Genomic DNA, 16,435 nt, shown 5'->3' with positions numbered 1-16,435 from the left:
ATTATTAATAATAAGGTTCATGAGTGAGTGATATTGAGCATTTGAGTAAAGCGCAGCAAAAGGCGGTTCGGCGCAATTTATGGCGTCGAATTTTTGAACGTGTCGGTTCGTTCTGGAAGTTCTTAGCCATTTCCGTGCTATGTACTATGATCGCCTCTGCTACGCAGCCGGCCTTGGCCTATTTGATGAAGCCTTTGTTAGACGAGGGTTTTGCCGGCACACGTCCCGACTTTGTTTGGTTGATTCCCTTGGCCATTATTGGGCTGATGTTTATTCGTGGCGTCTTTAACTTTTTTGGCGAATACTTGATGGCTTGGGTGGCCAATAAAGTGCTCTTTAGGATGCGTAAAGAGATGTTTGACAGCCTGCTACATATGCCAGATACCGAGTTTCAAAAGGGTGATAGTGGGCGCTTATTAAATCGCTTTACCGTTGATGCGGGTAATGTCACTCAGCATGCGGCTGAGGTGGTGACGAATTTAGTGCGCGAAGTCTTTGTGGTGCTCGCAATGCTAGCGTTGTTACTCTACCTATCGTGGGAATTAACCTTAATTATTCTCGTCATCTTTCCCTTTTCTGTGCTGGTGGGTGGCTATTTTGCAAAGCGTCTACGTACTATTAACCGTCGTACCTTAGATATGAATGCTGTCTTAACCTCTACGGTCAAGGAGGGGATTGAGGCGCAACGTGTGATTAAGCTGTTTGACGGGTTTGAGCGTGAAACAACACGCTTCGAAAGGGTGAATCAAGGCTTAAGAGCTTTTGCGATGCGTGCCGCCACAGCGGATGCGGCAATGTCACCGCTGACTCAGTGGGTGATCTCTTTTTCGGTGGCAGCAGTGGTGAGTGTCGCCTTGCATCAGGCGGAACGTGGTTTAACGCCGGGTGATTTTATTGCCTTTATCACCGCCTTAGGGCAGATTTTTGACCCGGTGCGTCGTTTAACCAATCTAGCCAGTAAATCTCAAAAAATGATGGCTGCCGCTGAAAGTGTTTTCAAACTGATTGATACGCCGCAAGAACGAGATGAGGGCACGCAAATTTGCACAGTACGGGCAGACTCATTGATTGAGTTTCAGGACATTACCTTTCAATTTAATGAGGAAAGTGCTGAGGTCCTTAAGCATCTGTCCTTTCGTGTCAAGGCAGGTCAAACCATTGCTTTAGTTGGTCGTTCTGGTAGTGGTAAGACGACCTTGGTTAATATGTTGCCGCGTTTTGTGGAGCCTAGTGCTGGGCAAATTGTGATTGATGGTACGCCAATCCATGAATTTACTTTAGCTTCTTTGCGTCATAATTTATCGCTGGTGAGTCAGCATGTGGTTTTATTTGAAGGTAGCATTGCTGATAATATTCGCTACGGTTCTAATCACGCCGCGAGTGATGAGCAATTGCGAGTGGTGCTGGAAGCAGCGAATTTATGGGACTTTGTACAATCGTTGCCGGAGGGGTTGAATACCCAAATCGGCGAAAGTGGTTCGTGGTTATCCGGCGGTCAGCGACAGCGCTTAGCCATTGCCCGAGCTTTATTAAAAGATGCACCAATATTGATTTTGGATGAGGCAACATCGGCTTTGGACAATGAATCTGAAAAGTTGGTGCAGGACTCCTTAGAGCGTTTGATGAAGGGACGCACCACCTTTGTGATTGCACATCGCCTGTCGACAGTTAAAAATGCAGATCGTATTTTAGTGTTGGATGGTGGGGTGATTATTGAGGATGGCAGTCATGAAGCGCTCTTGAAAAATAGCGGACTGTACCAATCTCTATACGAAATGCAGTTTAAAGAGGCATAATTCAGCATTTAGCCTTGCTACAGCACACCTCATAAACCCTATTGCTATGATAAAGGCAATAGGGTAATTTATTCGGAGAAATATTATGAATCAAGTGAAGAACCACACCATTGAAAATTGGGGCTATGAGCATCCGGACGTCAAAGGTCCCAATGCACTTATGTTTTTTACTTGGGATCTATCCAAGACCATTGAAAATGCCTTTCAAGATGCCGATGAAAGCAATCTTGAGGCCTACGTGCAGCAAGCACAGGCCTCGGTTGATCGCTTGTTAAGTCGTTATGTTGAAATCGGTGCCGATCCCCAAGTGTTTGAGGGGCAGTATATTAATCTGACGATTGAACAAAGACCGGACTCTAACAGCGCCTTAATTGCGCTAGAGACCTCACCGGAGCTTGAAGCAAAAATTATTGCAATGCAGGCTCGGATCCAACCCGGTCACAGTTAATTGATTTGAATCGAGTGAAATGACGCCGCTGTGAGCTTTAGTTCCCAACGGCGTTGTGATCTTACATCAGTACGATATCGTACATTTCCTGCGTGTAGTTATTATCAACTTCCAGACTAATGGGTTTACCAATAAACTCATCTAGCATGCTGAGAAAGCTGCTTTCCTCATCTAAAAACAAATCAATCACATGTGGCGACACAATCAGTCTAAATTCTTTAGGGTTAAACTGCTTTGCTTCACGTAAAATCTCGCGCATGATGTTGTAGCAGACTGTTCGTGCCGTCAGGATTTGGCCACGGGTTTCACAAGTGGGGCAAGGCTCACAGAGTAAGCTTAAAAGCGAGTCGCGGGTACGTTTACGCGTCATTTCCACTAAGCCCAAGCTGGAAAAGCCATTGACCGTGGTGTGAGTACGATCATGGGCCAGTGCTTTTCTCAGTTCATCTAGGACCGCTTCTTGGTGTTCGACATTATCCATATCAATAAAGTCGATAATAATGATCCCGCCGGTATTGCGCAGGCGCAATTGACGGGCAATGGCAAGACTAGCTTCTAAATTGGTTTTAAAAATGGTGTCATGGAAATTTCTAAACCCTATGTAACCACCGGTATTTACATCAATACTGGTTAAGGCCTCATTGTGGTCAAAAATTAAGTAGCCGCCAGATTTTAAATCGACGCGACGCGAGAGGGCAGTCTTAATCTCTTCGTCCACATTGGCCAAATCAAATAAGGGGCGTGGTCCAGTATAGTGACGAATTTTATCTGCTATCGCTGGGGTATAAACCTGTGCCCATGCTTGTAGTTGTTGACTGATGGTGCGTGAATCGATTTCAATACTTTCTGTATCGGCGGTTGCAAAATCACGTAACACACGTTGTGCCAGACTTAAGTCTTCATAGAGTAGGGCAGGTGCCCCCTTTTTTTTCATCTCATCAATGGTTTTTTGCCAGCGTAGTCGCAAATACTCCTGATCGTTTTTTAGCTCCTCGTCAGTCGCCCAACTTGCTTGGGTGCGAATGATATAACCGCCTTTTTCCTGAGGGTCCATCAGCTTTTGTACACGCGCTTTAAGCGCTTCACGCTCCTCTTCGGATTCGATTTTTTGGGAAATACCGATATGCGGATCGTGAGGCAAATAAACAAGGGCGCGTCCCGCAATACTGATTTGATTAGAAACACGTGCGCCTTTGGTGCCGACTGGATCCTTGATGACCTGCACTAATAATGTTTGTCCCTCAAACAAGACCTTTTCAATGTGTACCTGTACATTGTCATTGAGTCGACTCTCTCGATTCTCTCTGAGGTCGGCAATATGCATAAAGGCCGCTCGCTCTAAGCCAATATCAATAAAGGCGCTCTGCATGCCAGGCAAGACGCGAGTGACCTTGCCCAAGTAGATATTACCCACCTTGCCGCGCTGATTGCTTCGCTCAAGTTGAATCTCTTGCACCGTGCCTTGCTCAACAATCGCCACGCGCGTTTCAAACGGCGTGACATTAATTAAAATCTGCTCATTCATTAAAAATTAAAAATATGTAAGTTTTTCTATCACATTATCTTAGCGTATGTCGCAGCGCTTTGCTGTGCAGCGACTTTTTAAGCACGTATCAAATTGAAACAAGACCCTGCCCTATGCCTTTGGACCATTTTATGCTTGGCTCAGCAAGCCTATACGGTTAATAAAAAATTACAAAATGTCCAGAAAGCTAATTATCTCATTAGCTACACTGCCGCTGATAAGGCTATTAATCAAGGAGTTATTATGAAGTTCAAAAAGTGCGTAATTCAAATGTTCACTGTGGTGGGTATCTGTTCACTGAGTGTCAGTAGCGCAATGGCAGAAAAAAGAAGTGTTGAGAATGAGCAAAGCTTAACTGAGATGATGAAGAAAAATCCAATTCTGGCTTATGCGGTACCTTCCTATGATCATATCTGGGTTTCAGAAGTGGAAAGCTTTCCGCGTGAGGGCTCCTTAAGGCTTGACTATAACAATGACGAGAAGACGCGAGCGAGCTTTGTGTTAGCAAAAAAACTGCCGAGCCATGTAAAGCATGAGGATGCGATGGACGGTTTTCTCAAGGCTGCAAGGGAGGTGCTAGATGATGGTAAAAAAACCTTAATTGATAGACGGTTCAAGACGGATAAGGGGCATGAGGTGGAGTGCCTCGGATTTATTAGTGAGAAAGCAAAACGCAGCCATTCATTATGTGTCACGGTGTTTGAACACTATTATGTGCAAGCAAATTTAGCTTGGGATTTAGATGATGAGCGGCGTGGTGATGAGGTGTTTTCAAGGTCAGATGACTTTGTTACGGCAGTTTTCGACAAGTTTTCTGAGTATGAAGGGATTTAAATTTGTTTTTGATTCTCAAGGTGCCCGTAATCTTGCTGATGTATGGGGCGTAGGAGCGTGTAACGTTGTTGTTGGCTCCTTGAGTAAATCAGGAAGTCAAGCTGCTTAGCGAGGCTTTACTTCATGAACATGTTGATTAATGGGGTCGTGGCTTTTTATCAGTGGCTCAGCAAGCCTATGTGGTTAATAAAAAATTACAAAATGTCCCGAAAGCTAATTTTTTCATTGATTACACTGTGGCTGATGTAGCTGTTAATCAAGGAGATATTATGAAGTTCAAAAAATGCTTAATCCAAATGCTTACTGTGGTGGGTATCTGTTCATTGAGTGTCAGTACTGTGATGGCTGAAAAAAGAAGTATTAATACGAACAAAACGATCAGTGAGGGGATTAAAGATAATCCAATTATGGCTTATGTGGTCCCAGTATACGAGGACATCTGGGTGTCAGAACTGAATAGTAATCCGGACGATGGTTCGGTCAGTCTTCGCTATAACAATAATGAGAAGACTCGCACGAGTTTGGTGTCAGCGAAAAAGCTGCCAGACAATATGAAAGCGGAAGATGCGATGGAGCATCTTGATAAGGGGGTGAGGCAGGCACTTGGCGATGGCAAAGAAACCTTGGTTGAGAGGCAGTTTAAGACGGATAAGGGACATGAGGTCGAGTGCCTCGGATTCATTAATGAGAATGAAAAGCGCAGTCAATCAATGTGCGTCTCGGTGTTTGAGCACTATTATGTGCAAGCAAGTTTAGCTTGGGCTTTAGATGATGAAGAGCGAGGTGAAGAAGTGTTCTCACGATCCGATGACTTTGTGAAGGCTGTGTTCGATAAGTTTTCTGAGTATGAAGGAATTTAATTAGCTGTTATTTGTCAACGAGCCGGCGATTTTGCTGATGCAAGGAGTGTAGGAGCTGGCAGAGCAGTGGCCGGCTCGTTGATATGTTGATTAATGGGGCCGTGGCTTTTTATTAAGGAGATATTATGAAGTTCAAAAAGTGCTTAATTCAAATGCTTACTGTGGTGGGTATCTGTTCACTGAGTGTTAGCAGTGCGATGGCTGAAAAAAGCAGTGCTAACACGGTTAAATCGATCAGTGAAGATATTAAAGAAAATCCAATTTTGGCTTATATTGTACCGGAATATGAGGACCTCTGGATTACAGAAATGACTAGTAGACCAGACGTTGGTTCGGTAAGCCTTCGGTATAACAATGATGAGAAAAGTCGCTCGACTTTGGTGTCAGCGAAAAGGCTCCGGGCTAATGCAACGCATGAAAAAGCGACGAGCAATTTGCTGAGAGGTGCGAGGGCAGCGCTCGGTGATGGTAAAGAAAGCTTGGTTGATCGACAGTTTAAGACGGATAAGGGGCATGAGGTGCAGTGTCTCGGATACATTAATGAAAAAGAAGAGCGCAGTGAATCATTGTGCATCTTGGTGTTTGATCACTATTATGTGCAAGCAAGTTTGCCTTGGGCTTTAGATGATGAGGATCGAGGTGAAGCGGTGTTCTCAAGATCCGATGGTTTTGTGAAGACTGTGTTCGATAGGTTTTCTGAGTATGAAGGAATTTAATTAGCTGTTATTTGTCAACGAGCCGGCGATTTTGCTGATGCAAGGAGTGTAGGAGCTTGCAGCGCAGTGGCCGGCTCGTTGGGTTATTTGTTCAGGCAGTAAAGCTGCTTAGATAGGCTTTACTCTACGGTCACACTTTTTGCTAAATTGCGTGGTTTATCTACGTCGGTGCCACGTGCTACTGCTGTGTGATAAGACAGTAACTGCAAGGTCACCGTATGTAGGATAGGTGATAATTTGCCATAATGCTCCGGCATACGAATGACGTGCATACCAGGGCTACTGCTAATATTTGTATCCGCATCAACGAACACATAAAGCTCACCGCCACGCGCACGTACTTCTTGCATATTAGACTTGAGCTTTTCAAGTAATTCGTCATTAGGTGCGATCACCACCACAGGCATCGCTTCCGTTACTAAGGCTAGGGGGCCATGTTTGAGCTCACCCGCTGGGTAGGCTTCAGCATGGATATAACTGATTTCTTTTAGTTTTAATGCGCCCTCTAAGGCGATAGGATAGTGTAAGCCGCGGCCTAGAAATAAGGCATTTTCCTTGCTAGCAAAGCGATCAGCCCATGCCATTACTTGAGGTTCTAGTGCAAGGATCGAGCTAAGTGCAACTGGTAAGTGGCGCAGCTGTTTTAAATAGCTTGCCTCCAGTTCTGGAGCCATCCTACCTTTGGCTTTGGCTAAGGCAACGGTTAATAAGAACAGCGCAACTAATTGGGTAGTAAATGCTTTGGTAGAAGCTACACCGATCTCGACCCCTGCACGGGTAATGTAATTTAGCTTACACTCACGAACCATGGCGCTGCTAGCGACATTACAAATGGTTAATGTGTTGTCCATGCCTAAAGCGCGTGCGTGTTTGAGTGCTGCTAGCGTATCTGCTGTTTCACCTGATTGGGAAATCGTCACAACTAAGGTGTTAGGGTTGGGCACGCTTTCACGATAGCGATATTCGCTAGCGATTTCTACATTGACCGGGACTTTAGCAATCGCTTCAATCCAATAACGAGCAGTCATACCGGCATAATAAGAAGTACCGCAGCCTAGGATGAGAATATTATCAATGCGCTTAAAGATAGCTTCAGCCTCCTCACCAAATAACGGAGGATCAATGCTTTCAATATCTTGTAAAGTATCGGCTACCGCACGTGGTTGTTCAAAAATTTCTTTTTGCATGTAATGACGGTATGGGCCTAAGTCAGCCGCTGCCGTATACGCTGACACCGTATGTACTTTGTGCTCAACAGGGGCTAAGTTCGCATCTACTATCCATATGTTTGAAATTTGAAGATCGGCCATATCACCGTCTTCTAAGTAGATAATTTGATCTGTGGTGCCGGCGAGTGCTAAGGCATCAGAGGCAAGAAAGTGTTCATTATCACCTAGCCCAATGACAAGCGGAGAACCTTGGCGAGCAGCCACAATACGATGCGGTTCATCACGACAAAAGACGGCAATAGCATAGGCACCGCTCAAACGAGCGACAGTTTGTTGGAGTGTTTCAAATAAATCGCCGTGATACAGGTGATCCATCAAATGCGCAATCACCTCAGTATCTGTTTGGCTTTCAAAGGTGTAGCCCTGGGCGATCAGCTCTTCACGTAATTCCTCGTAGTTTTCAATAATTCCGTTATGCACTAGCGCAATGCGGGGTGAACCCTTGTCTTGACCAGAAAAATGGGGATGCGCATTATGAGTTGCGGGTGCGCCATGGGTTGCCCAGCGCGTATGCGCAATGCCTGTAAAACCTTGGATGCCATCGGCTTTGATTTGCTGCGCTAACTCTGCTACCCGTTGTGTACTGCGAGCGCGGTTTAATTCACCATTCATATAAACGGCAACACCGCAAGAGTCATAACCGCGATACTCAAGACGTTTAAGACCTTCTACCAAAATAGGGGTAATATCGCGTTGCGCTACAGCACCTACAATTCCACACATGAGCTTATCTCCAAAAAAGTAATTTCGCTATTTTGCTATAAAATGCTTGAAATTAAAAATCAAAATTGTATGAAAATATGTATAATTATTTTATTGAATAGTTTTGTTTAAAGTATAATAAATTATTAGGTAATTTTTGAAATTAAATTTCAAATCCTGTGTTTGATTGTTCATATTTACTGAGAGAAAGCGGGGTGAGGATGGTGTTATTAGATGATTTAGATAAACGGATTTTGAACGTCTTACAAGAGGATGCCTCTATCAGTAATCAAGCCTTGGCTGAAAAAGTCTTTTCCTCGCCTCCTACCTGCTTACGCCGTGTTAAGCGATTGGAAAAAACGGGGATTATTCAAAAACGCGTCACCTTGTTAGATGCCCAAGCACTAGGAAGCGATTTAACTGCGATTGTTGAGATCAATCTAACCCAACAATCGGCCGAAGTGTTTGATGCCTTTGAAGCCTTAGTTGTGTCAGAAAGCTCTGTAAAACAATGCTACCGTGTCACGAGTGGGCCTGACTTTATTGTGATTTTACAAGTACCGGATATGAATGCTTATCATGAATTAGTGGGTAAGTTATTTACGGCAACGAACCACGTCAGAAATGTACGGACCTTTTTCTCTACGTATCGTAGTAAGTTTGATACCACAGTCACGCTAGCGTAGGTGGCTGTGGTTAATCGCTGTTAGTCTAGGGGAGCCACAGTGCTCAGTCGGCGTTGCAGTACAGAGCGGGCTGTGCGAAGGCTCAGACGTTTCAACACCAGTTTGTAAAACGTTTTGCAGGCATCAAGCATTGACTCGGCCTTGGTGCTGCAACCCATGCGCAATTACGCTGTTTCTTAGGCAGAGGTGGGCGAAGGCTTTGCAGGGCTTTGTTTGCGTGTGTGTGCGGGCAGTGTGATGCATACTAGGCACACGAAAATAAGGGCAACGCTGATCCAACCCATCTTGGGGAGTCGCTCGCCCACAATGACGGCTGCAAGTGCGGCTGCGACAACTGGCTCCAGTAAGGTGATGGTGGTCGCTGTGCTGGCCTGGATCCGTGCCAGACCATAACCAAAACAGAGGTAGCCTAGGAACATCGGCACCAGCGCCATGTAGATGCCTACCGTGGCGTTGTTCCAAGAGTAATGATAAAAAAGAAATATATAGAGTACAGAAAATTAATGGGGCACAAAAAAGTATAACCTTAACACGTCATTATGATGCAAATGCTGATGACCGCTATAGGCGAATGCTGAAAGCCCAAAAAGCGGAGAAGGCGGGGGAGAATTTTGATAGTGAAGATCTTTGCGATGATTTGGTGTTTTCAAGCTTCGGAGCCAGCTCCTTATATTCAAATAAAGCTCGAAAAGTCACCATTAGCCCTATGGGGGTGCTAAGAGATCCTGGTTTTAAAGGTTAAATATTGTTTGCTTTATATATGCATTGAATCAGAGCTGATAGACCATAAACCAAAGCCCCGATAAATAATTAACTCATTATGATCGGGGCTCATTAAGCGTTACATATTTAAATCATCTAATATACCAGCAGCAAGACATTTGTTTAGATTAAAAGAAAAAGCGCCTAGTTTAGGCGCTTTAAATTTAATTGACTGAGAAGCCCAAATATTCAGGCAGCCATAGCGCAATAGCCGGGAAGAACATCACGAGCAATAGGGCGCAGAACATCGTCAACATAAAGAGCATGGCCCAACCAAAGGTGTGTTCTAAGCGAATATTTGAGATCTTGGTAGTGACCATTAAGTTCACTGCTACAGGCGGCGTGAACTGCCCAATCGCAATATTCATCGCTAGTAAAATGCCGAACCAGACGGGATTCCATTCAAAATGATTGATTAATGGGATTAAGACTGGGGTCAGAATTAGGTAAATCGAAATCGCATCAAGTAGCATTCCGGCAAAGAGCACTAAAATCATAATGAGGAATAATAGTACTAAGCCATTATCAGACAAGCTCAAGATGATATCCGCTAGGTGTGTAAAAGTCCCAAGCGTGGTGCCTGACCAGGCAAAAATGCCTGCTAAGGCGATGATTAACAGCACGATACCAGAGAGTTTTGCGGCTTCGTTAAACATCTCAAGTAAGCCACGCCAGGTGAGTTGTCGATACACAAACGCACCTAAAAACAAACCATAACTTACCGCTACAACGGCTGCCTCAGTCGGTGTGAAGAGCCCAGAACGCAAACCGCCTAAGATAATGACGGGCGCAAATAAGGCAGGTAAGGCCTTGATAAAGCTTTGTTTAAAAGGTGGCCTTTCTTCGGTTTTGCTACTCTCCCAACCGCGAAGTCGAGCCAAAATGTAACTCGGCACCAACAGCGCAACACCTGCTAATACACCTGGAATCAAACCAGCGGCAAACAGTGCGCGTAAGTCTAGCCCTGGCATCATCACCGAATACAAAATTAAAGCAATGGATGGTGGGATTAAAATAGCCGTAGAAGCCGCAGCCGCAATCATTGATGCGGAGAAAGGGCGCGGATAGCCCGCTTTGGTCATGCTAGGTAACATCACCATTGCGACAGCCGCTGCATCCGCAGGGCCCGAGCCGCTCATGCCACCCATAATTAAGCAAACGATGACTGCTACCAAGGTTAGGCCGCCAGGACGTTGTCCAATGATCGATTGAGCAAAGGTAACTAAGCTAGCCGCCACCCCTGCGCGCTCAAAAATTAAGCCCGTTAAAATAAAAAGTGGAATAGCAATTAAAGGGTATTTAGCGATACTATTATAGGTATTGGTGCCGAGTGTTGCTAGCATATCGGGTGATAAGCCCATCACAATACCTATCGCACCACACCTATACCAAGTGCATAGGCAACCGGCATACCGATTAGCATCGCTAGCAAAAAGGAAAGTAACATCCATAAGTCAGCACTCATGATACATTCTCCTCTGTGCCAAGCCGCATTCTAGCCATCCAATTTTGGGTGGTTCTCAGCATAATCACTGCTGATAAAATTGGCATCCAAATCAAATATATCCAGGTGGGATAGCCAAGGCCAGGTGAAAGGGAATCATAAATGTATTCTTCCCATGTTAAGACGCCACTATACCAAGCAACTAAACCCAGGACGACGACAGTGCCAAGCCATTGTAGGGTGTATAAAAGGCGTCTACCGCTAGCGCCTAGACGCTGTTCTAGGAAAGTGATACGGATATGGTCATTAGAACGAGCTGCTACAGCAGCTCCAGCAAAGGCCAGTACCACCATTAGGAATACCGAATACTCTTCGGTAAAGGCAAAAGAAATATCCGTGGCATAGCGGACTAAGACATTGGCTAAACTGATGATACAAATCGCAGCCAGTGCAATGATTGCTATCCACGATTCAATACGTATTTTTTTCGCTTTTGACATAATAGCTAGTAAACAATGTAAAACAAAAGGCGCAGCTAATAATAGACTGCGCCATCATCAGTTAAAACAAGATTAACGTTCTGAAATTGCTTTTTGAGCCGTTTCAACTAGTTCTGCGCCAATGCGCTTGGTCCATTTGTCGTACACGCTTTGTGTCGCTTCAACAAAGGATTGATGCTGCTCTTGGCTAAGCTCAGTCACTTCAACACCACGCTCGCGAATGTCATTTAAGGTAGCTTCTAGTTCAGTGCGGGACTTCTCGATACCCCATTGGCCAGCATCATAGGCTGCCTGCTTGAGCAGGGCCTGATCTTCTTCGGCGATGGTCTTCCATACACGCTCACTCACGCCAAAAATTAATGGGTCATTCATGTAATGCCAGAGTGTAAGGTATTTCTGACTGGCTCTATCGGCACGAGCTGCTGAAAATACGGATAAGGGGTTCTCTTGACCATCGACTGCTCCGGTCGTTAGGGCAGGTAAGGCATCGGCCCAACTCATTTGCGTAGGATTAGCACCGAGGGCGTTAAACGTATCTAAGAAGAGGGGTGAACCCACAACCCGAATCTTTAATCCGCGTAAATCCTCAGGAGCAGTGATAGTATGCTTTGAATTAGAGATTTCACGGAAGCCATTTTCACCCCAGGCTAAAGGAACAACCCCACGCTTGGCGATGGCATCAAAGACCATCTTACCTGCTTCGCCCTGTGTAATCGCATCAACCGCTGCATTGTCAGGCATTAAAAATGGCAGTGAAAATAAGTTAACTTCGGGCACCTGTGGTGACCAGTTAATGGTGGAGCCTAAAGCCATATCAATCAAACCACTACGCAAGGCGGAGAATTCTTTGGTCTGGTCACCCGAAACTAATTGAGCATTTGGGTAGACCTTAAGCTTAATACGTCCCTCTGAACGCTCTTCGACTAGCTCCGCCCATTTCTCAGCTGTTTGACCCCATGGATAGGCATTGCCCAGCACGGTTGATACTGAGTATTCCTTTACTTCTTGCGCAAAGGCGCTTGCACAGAGCATCGAGGACATGGCAAGCGATGCGAGACTGATTGATAGACGTTGTTTAAAATTCATGAGCTCCTCCAAAAATAAGAATTTAAATTTACTTTTTATTTTGACCTAAAAGTAAATGAAGATGTGATAAAAGTGCCCATTTAGAATTAATTTATAAAATTGCTTGATTAGGAATGCGTTATATATTAAAACAACTTTCCAAAAGCAAAACTCCTTGTCGAACCATCTCAACAAGGGGGTAATATTCTAAATCGTCTTCTTTTTATGGAGTGAAATGACTTATGCCTTCTTTAAGTTAGGGCATTGACGCTAAGACCAGTCGAATGTCTTTGTTCACAGACTCCCAAACAATCGCTTGATCGATATTGTAGTATGCATGGACGTCAGTGCCTAATAATTCTGATAGCTCGTTTTTTAATCGTGACATCATGAAGAGAGTGACTCCTCTCTCTGCTTAGATCAAAATGTCAATATCACACTATCTTTAGTATCTTCATTTCGAGAAGCAGATTGCTTGGAGCGTGAAACTGCATTGCTGTTTTTTTTGTTAGCAGTAAGCGTATTTATTACGGTATAAATTAACAATAAAAGCTTTAATGCGAAATATACCGTGATTTATACCGTTCGGTTAATTGTTTTCTGCGCATGACAAATTCTTTTAAATTTAACAAATACCGAGGCTTATAAAGATTGTGGATGAAATTTAAAATGTAACGCCCTGAAAACCTTAAAAACAGTTTCCCATTGAGGCTTACTCTTTCCATTGATTACTTTATATAAACTCTCTCGATTTAAGCCAGATTCTCTTGCTATTTCGCTAACTCCATGTTTTTTAATGAGAAAGCCAAGGGCTTCGATAAATGTATTTGGATCGTCATCAGACAAGCATTCTTCTAAAAACAGTTGAATGTCTTCTTGGGTTTCCATGTAATCAAAGGGGTTGAAATCTTTTAATTTTTCGCTCATTTCAATTTTCCAAAGATTTTAAAATTTGTTTAGCATTTTCAATATCTTTTCTTTGTGTTCCTTTATGACCACCACAAAGTAAAATAATTACTTGTTGCTGATGTATCGTGTAATAGACCCTATAGCCTTTACCAATAAATATTCGCATTTCATATAGACGTTCAGACAGTTGTTTTGAGTCTCCAAAATTCCCATTAATAAAACGAATAATACGTATATTAATTGCTTTGACTGCTTGTTTATCTTTCAAGGTGCTTAGCCATTTGTCAAAAACATCAGTTCTTTTAATTTGATATTTCATTACGCACATTGTAGCCTATAGGCTACATAAAGAAAACAAAATTTAATCCATTTATCCACAATTTTTGTGAATAAAAGTACATTTAACTAAATTTAAATCTAATATATTGAACCTACCCCATTCTTAACGCAGCCCTTCAAAAAGCACCCGATAAGCATCCGCTTTTTTCTCCAAAGCCAATGGATAGGCACGGGAGGAGGAGGGTAAGCGGTATAAATTTAGTTCTCTGTTCTCAAATAATGTTCTGCTCGGTTCACCAATTTTCGGTTTGTCCGTGCTTGGTGGCAGTAATGACATTAGCGTCGTCGTGGCCAAGTCACCGGTTGTCATGATGGTGTGGCATTGAGGCAGTTGCGCTAGTAATTTACTTAGATTAAGCGGTTCAACAATCTGTAATGACTTATCAGCAGCATTGCCAGCCAATCGGATGACTTGATGGGCGGTATCACTGATGGCAATGCCTTTATTATATAGAAAGTCTCGGAGTAGCTCTTCATTAAAAGACTTGCCATCCGCTTCAAGAAAATAGTTCTTATCCTCAAAAAATATCAACCCAAAAATTCGCCACATTTCATTTTGCAAATTCGGATAATAAAAATCCATTTTCCGGCGATGACGTGGTGGTGGAAAGGAACCCAACATCAATAAGGCGGCATGTGGTGGTGCAAAAGGTGGTAGGGGATGAGTTTCTATGGGTTGCATAGGGGGTAAATCATTACATTTGATTGAAGCAAATGTCATTGTAAAGAAATGAGGACTTTTTGTAGGTGTTTGGTGTGATGTTTAGTTATATCGTGACTACATATACTAAGAGCTTAACCTTAAGTTGTTGTGTGGTGAGTTAGGGAAAAAGCCTTATATACCATTTAAAGATACTTTTATTGTTCGAATTAGTCCAGCGCTTCATCGGCAGGCTGCCATAGTCTCTAATTTTTCCTTAAATGCATTTGTTGGCGAAGCAATCAAAGAAAAGTTAGAGCGTGAACAAGATAAAGTCATCGCTTGAACTTCGGGCAAATTGGCTTGGCTAAGAGGTGTTTATTGATGCCTTTTTGTTATCGTTAGATAATATTTTAAGCTTTAAGTTGTTAGTCGATTATTACAATTTTAGGATGGCTTTTAACTATGCTTTAGACTAGACTTTATTTTCAATTTAAATTTAATAATCTACAAAATGGAGACTCAATTGAAAAAGTTATCTGCTTTTGTTTTATGCACAAGCTTCCTAGTATCTCATGCTGCTTTTGCTCAAGATAAACCCACGGTACAGTTGCTGGCAACGGGTGGAACCATTGCCATGAAAATCGACCCTGAAAAAAATGCACCCGTACCTGCCATCTCAGGTGAGGACTTATTAGCCATCGTACCAGAGGTTGGCGACTATGCCACGATTGAAGTTAATAATTTATCTAATGTCCCTTCAGACTACATGGACCCACCACGTTGGGTAGGTCTGACTAAAGCAGTTGAGGAGGCGCTATCACGTCCAGAGGTATCAGGTGTAATCGTTTCTCATGGTACGGACACACTTGAAGAGACTGCTTTTTGGCTAGATACCACCGTAGACTCAGAAAAGCCAATCGTGTTGATTGGGGCGCAGCGTAATGCATCGTCATCTGACTTTGATGGTCCACGTAATTTGTTAAATGCCGTGCGTATTGCGACCGATGAAGTCGCCCAAAACAAAGGTGCTATGTTAGCGATGAACAATCAAATTAATGCAGCACGCTATGTGACTAAAACACATACTGCAAACGTTGAGTCATTTAAGTCGGGTGATTATGGTGTTTTAGGTGAGGTCTATCCTGACCGTGTAGTAATTGACCGCACTCCAACTCGCCGCCAACATATTCCGCTAGTTACTGATGAGATGCCACGAGTTGATATTGTGGCGATGTACGGTGGCGCAGATGGGCAGCTTTTACGTCATGCGGTTGATAGCGGCGCTAAGGGGATCGTGGTTCAGGCACTCGGTATGGGTAATATGAATCTACCGATGTTTGAGGCTGTACAGTATGCCTTATCAAAAGATGTTCCTGTCGTCATCTCTACGCGCGTGCATAATGGTCGTGTCATGGCTAACTACGGTTTTGAAGGTGGTGGCCAGACAACCGATGCAGCTGGAGCTATTATGGGGGGTGATCTCAGTCCACAAAAAGCCCGTATTTTATTGATGCTCTTATTGCAACAGGGTAAAAAGACCAAGGACGAATTGCAGCCAGCTTTTGACCTCTAGTTTTAAGTAGCTGAGTTTATATATTTAAAAGGAAGGGCACAGTATTCTCTAGGTATAGAGTGATGCTGTGCCCTTAATTATGTGGGTGATGATAACAGTCATTCGACTGTTGGTAGGAAAGTAGGAAGAACAACTTCAGTTTTACGAGTATGTGCATAATTGTCAGATTTTAGCTCTTTGAGAGTCTTAGTCAAACTGTTGCGAATAACTTCGGCTTCTGTGTCTTGACCGGATGAAAATATAAAAGCCTTTCGCAGGCAACTTCTTCAATTGAGGTAGATATGGCCATATTGACACTTCAACGTGCCCAAAATATCCATACCATATTAGTCTTAAATACAAAAACCCCGCTAAGTCTTTGTTTTAGCGGGGTTTTTGTGTTTGCCCAGCGAGGTTGGCAAACC

17 protein-coding genes and 1 pseudogene are annotated in these 16,435 nt (G+C 43.6%); 8 read left to right on the top strand and 10 right to left on the bottom strand.

Features of this window, described 5'->3' with window-relative positions:
* The first annotated feature begins 23 nt into the window (after positions 1-23).
* Both msbA and HMPREF3179_RS00865 read left to right on the top strand, forming a co-directional pair.
* Positions 24-1,796: a lipid A export permease/ATP-binding protein MsbA gene (gene msbA / locus HMPREF3179_RS00870; protein ID WP_048768978.1), complete on the top strand. Its 1,773-nt coding sequence runs from the start codon at positions 24-26 to the stop codon at positions 1,794-1,796.
* Between the two features lie 85 nt (positions 1,797-1,881).
* A complete protein-coding gene (locus tag HMPREF3179_RS00865; RefSeq protein WP_018025750.1) occupies positions 1,882-2,244 on the top strand; it encodes a hypothetical protein in 363 nt (120 codons plus the stop codon).
* Between the two features lie 61 nt (positions 2,245-2,305).
* Here the strand turns inward: HMPREF3179_RS00865 and rng are convergent, their stop codons facing one another.
* On the bottom strand, positions 2,306-3,769 hold the full coding sequence (rng, locus tag HMPREF3179_RS00860) for a ribonuclease G (protein WP_018025751.1): 1,464 nt from the start codon (positions 3,767-3,769) through the stop codon (positions 2,306-2,308).
* A gap of 243 nt (positions 3,770-4,012) precedes the next feature.
* On the opposite strand from rng, the gene HMPREF3179_RS00855 reads away from it, so the two are divergent.
* The 3 genes from HMPREF3179_RS00855 (at position 4,013) to HMPREF3179_RS00845 (ending at position 6,179) form a co-directional block, all read left to right on the top strand.
* Positions 4,013-4,603, top strand: a complete 591-nt coding sequence (locus tag HMPREF3179_RS00855) for a hypothetical protein (RefSeq protein WP_141743409.1) — start codon at positions 4,013-4,015, stop codon at positions 4,601-4,603.
* A 269-nt stretch (positions 4,604-4,872) separates the two neighbouring features.
* Complete coding sequence (locus tag HMPREF3179_RS00850; RefSeq protein ID WP_036558589.1) at positions 4,873-5,463, top strand: hypothetical protein; 591 nt, start codon at positions 4,873-4,875, stop codon at positions 5,461-5,463.
* A gap of 125 nt (positions 5,464-5,588) precedes the next feature.
* Complete coding sequence (locus HMPREF3179_RS00845; protein WP_048768972.1) at positions 5,589-6,179, top strand: hypothetical protein; 591 nt, start codon at positions 5,589-5,591, stop codon at positions 6,177-6,179.
* A gap of 119 nt (positions 6,180-6,298) precedes the next feature.
* Here the strand turns inward: HMPREF3179_RS00845 and glmS are convergent, their stop codons facing one another.
* Positions 6,299-8,131 (bottom strand): glutamine--fructose-6-phosphate transaminase (isomerizing), encoded by a 1,833-nt coding sequence (gene glmS, locus HMPREF3179_RS00840; RefSeq protein WP_036558583.1) that lies wholly within the window; start codon positions 8,129-8,131, stop codon positions 6,299-6,301.
* A gap of 200 nt (positions 8,132-8,331) precedes the next feature.
* Between glmS and HMPREF3179_RS00835 the strand changes: the two genes are divergently transcribed.
* Positions 8,332-8,796 (top strand): Lrp/AsnC family transcriptional regulator, encoded by a 465-nt coding sequence (locus HMPREF3179_RS00835; RefSeq protein WP_018025754.1) that lies wholly within the window; start codon positions 8,332-8,334, stop codon positions 8,794-8,796.
* A gap of 176 nt (positions 8,797-8,972) precedes the next feature.
* Here the strand turns inward: HMPREF3179_RS00835 and HMPREF3179_RS00830 are convergent, their stop codons facing one another.
* The 8 genes and pseudogenes from HMPREF3179_RS00830 to HMPREF3179_RS00800 all read right to left on the bottom strand — a co-directional run bounded on the left by HMPREF3179_RS00830 (position 8,973) and on the right by HMPREF3179_RS00800 (position 14,497).
* Positions 8,973-9,215: an EamA family transporter gene (locus tag HMPREF3179_RS00830; RefSeq protein WP_246823972.1), complete on the bottom strand. Its 243-nt coding sequence runs from the start codon at positions 9,213-9,215 to the stop codon at positions 8,973-8,975.
* Between the two features lie 507 nt (positions 9,216-9,722).
* Positions 9,723-11,023: pseudogene (locus HMPREF3179_RS00825) on the bottom strand (TRAP transporter large permease).
* On the bottom strand, positions 11,020-11,502 hold the full coding sequence (locus tag HMPREF3179_RS00820) for a TRAP transporter small permease (protein ID WP_083290452.1): 483 nt from the start codon (positions 11,500-11,502) through the stop codon (positions 11,020-11,022). The pseudogene HMPREF3179_RS00825 and the gene HMPREF3179_RS00820 overlap by 4 nt, the downstream one beginning before the upstream one ends.
* Before the next feature lie 72 nt (positions 11,503-11,574).
* A complete protein-coding gene (locus tag HMPREF3179_RS00815) occupies positions 11,575-12,588 on the bottom strand; it encodes a DctP family TRAP transporter solute-binding subunit (protein WP_070469293.1) in 1,014 nt (337 codons plus the stop codon).
* A gap of 235 nt (positions 12,589-12,823) precedes the next feature.
* Positions 12,824-12,958 (bottom strand): hypothetical protein, encoded by a 135-nt coding sequence (locus HMPREF3179_RS12570; protein ID WP_256388368.1) that lies wholly within the window; start codon positions 12,956-12,958, stop codon positions 12,824-12,826.
* A gap of 251 nt (positions 12,959-13,209) precedes the next feature.
* Complete coding sequence (locus tag HMPREF3179_RS00810) at positions 13,210-13,494, bottom strand: addiction module antidote protein (protein ID WP_070469292.1); 285 nt, start codon at positions 13,492-13,494, stop codon at positions 13,210-13,212.
* Between the two features lies 1 nt (position 13,495).
* Positions 13,496-13,795: a type II toxin-antitoxin system RelE/ParE family toxin gene (locus HMPREF3179_RS00805; RefSeq protein WP_070469291.1), complete on the bottom strand. Its 300-nt coding sequence runs from the start codon at positions 13,793-13,795 to the stop codon at positions 13,496-13,498.
* A 123-nt stretch (positions 13,796-13,918) separates the two neighbouring features.
* Positions 13,919-14,497 (bottom strand): uracil-DNA glycosylase family protein, encoded by a 579-nt coding sequence (locus HMPREF3179_RS00800; protein WP_070469290.1) that lies wholly within the window; start codon positions 14,495-14,497, stop codon positions 13,919-13,921.
* Between the two features lie 124 nt (positions 14,498-14,621).
* Here HMPREF3179_RS00800 and HMPREF3179_RS12620 point away from each other — a divergent pair, with 124 nt between their 5' ends.
* Complete coding sequence (locus tag HMPREF3179_RS12620) at positions 14,622-14,801, top strand: toxin-antitoxin system HicB family antitoxin (RefSeq protein WP_070469289.1); 180 nt, start codon at positions 14,622-14,624, stop codon at positions 14,799-14,801.
* A gap of 168 nt (positions 14,802-14,969) precedes the next feature.
* Positions 14,970-16,031 (top strand): asparaginase, encoded by a 1,062-nt coding sequence (locus HMPREF3179_RS00790; protein WP_070469288.1) that lies wholly within the window; start codon positions 14,970-14,972, stop codon positions 16,029-16,031.
* Positions 16,032-16,435 lie beyond the last annotated feature (404 nt).

Origin of the sequence: Oligella sp. HMSC09E12, assembly GCF_001808505.1 — a bacterium.
Taxonomy (GTDB): Bacteria; Pseudomonadota; Gammaproteobacteria; order Burkholderiales; family Burkholderiaceae_B; genus Oligella; species Oligella urethralis.
This window is presented reverse-complemented; position numbering and strand designations above follow the sequence as displayed.

Coding starts and splice junctions, on each gene's coding strand:
- HMPREF3179_RS00815 (WP_070469293.1), bottom strand. CDS start 12,588: ATGAATTTTAAACAACGTCTATCAATCAGTCTCGCATCGCTTGCCATG.
- HMPREF3179_RS00850 (WP_036558589.1), top strand. CDS start 4,873: ATGAAGTTCAAAAAATGCTTAATCCAAATGCTTACTGTGGTGGGTATC.
- HMPREF3179_RS00855 (WP_141743409.1), top strand. CDS start 4,013: ATGAAGTTCAAAAAGTGCGTAATTCAAATGTTCACTGTGGTGGGTATC.
- HMPREF3179_RS00820 (WP_083290452.1), bottom strand. CDS start 11,502: ATGTCAAAAGCGAAAAAAATACGTATTGAATCGTGGATAGCAATCATT.
- glmS (WP_036558583.1), bottom strand. CDS start 8,131: ATGTGTGGAATTGTAGGTGCTGTAGCGCAACGCGATATTACCCCTATT.
- HMPREF3179_RS00835 (WP_018025754.1), top strand. CDS start 8,332: ATGGTGTTATTAGATGATTTAGATAAACGGATTTTGAACGTCTTACAA.
- HMPREF3179_RS00790 (WP_070469288.1), top strand. CDS start 14,970: ATGGAGACTCAATTGAAAAAGTTATCTGCTTTTGTTTTATGCACAAGC.
- HMPREF3179_RS00845 (WP_048768972.1), top strand. CDS start 5,589: ATGAAGTTCAAAAAGTGCTTAATTCAAATGCTTACTGTGGTGGGTATC.
- rng (WP_018025751.1), bottom strand. CDS start 3,769: ATGAATGAGCAGATTTTAATTAATGTCACGCCGTTTGAAACGCGCGTG.
- HMPREF3179_RS00800 (WP_070469290.1), bottom strand. CDS start 14,497: ATGCAACCCATAGAAACTCATCCCCTACCACCTTTTGCACCACCACAT.
- HMPREF3179_RS00830 (WP_246823972.1), bottom strand. CDS start 9,215: ATGTTCCTAGGCTACCTCTGTTTTGGTTATGGTCTGGCACGGATCCAG.
- HMPREF3179_RS00810 (WP_070469292.1), bottom strand. CDS start 13,494: ATGAGCGAAAAATTAAAAGATTTCAACCCCTTTGATTACATGGAAACC.
- HMPREF3179_RS12570 (WP_256388368.1), bottom strand. CDS start 12,958: ATGATGTCACGATTAAAAAACGAGCTATCAGAATTATTAGGCACTGAC.
- HMPREF3179_RS00805 (WP_070469291.1), bottom strand. CDS start 13,795: ATGAAATATCAAATTAAAAGAACTGATGTTTTTGACAAATGGCTAAGC.
- HMPREF3179_RS00865 (WP_018025750.1), top strand. CDS start 1,882: ATGAATCAAGTGAAGAACCACACCATTGAAAATTGGGGCTATGAGCAT.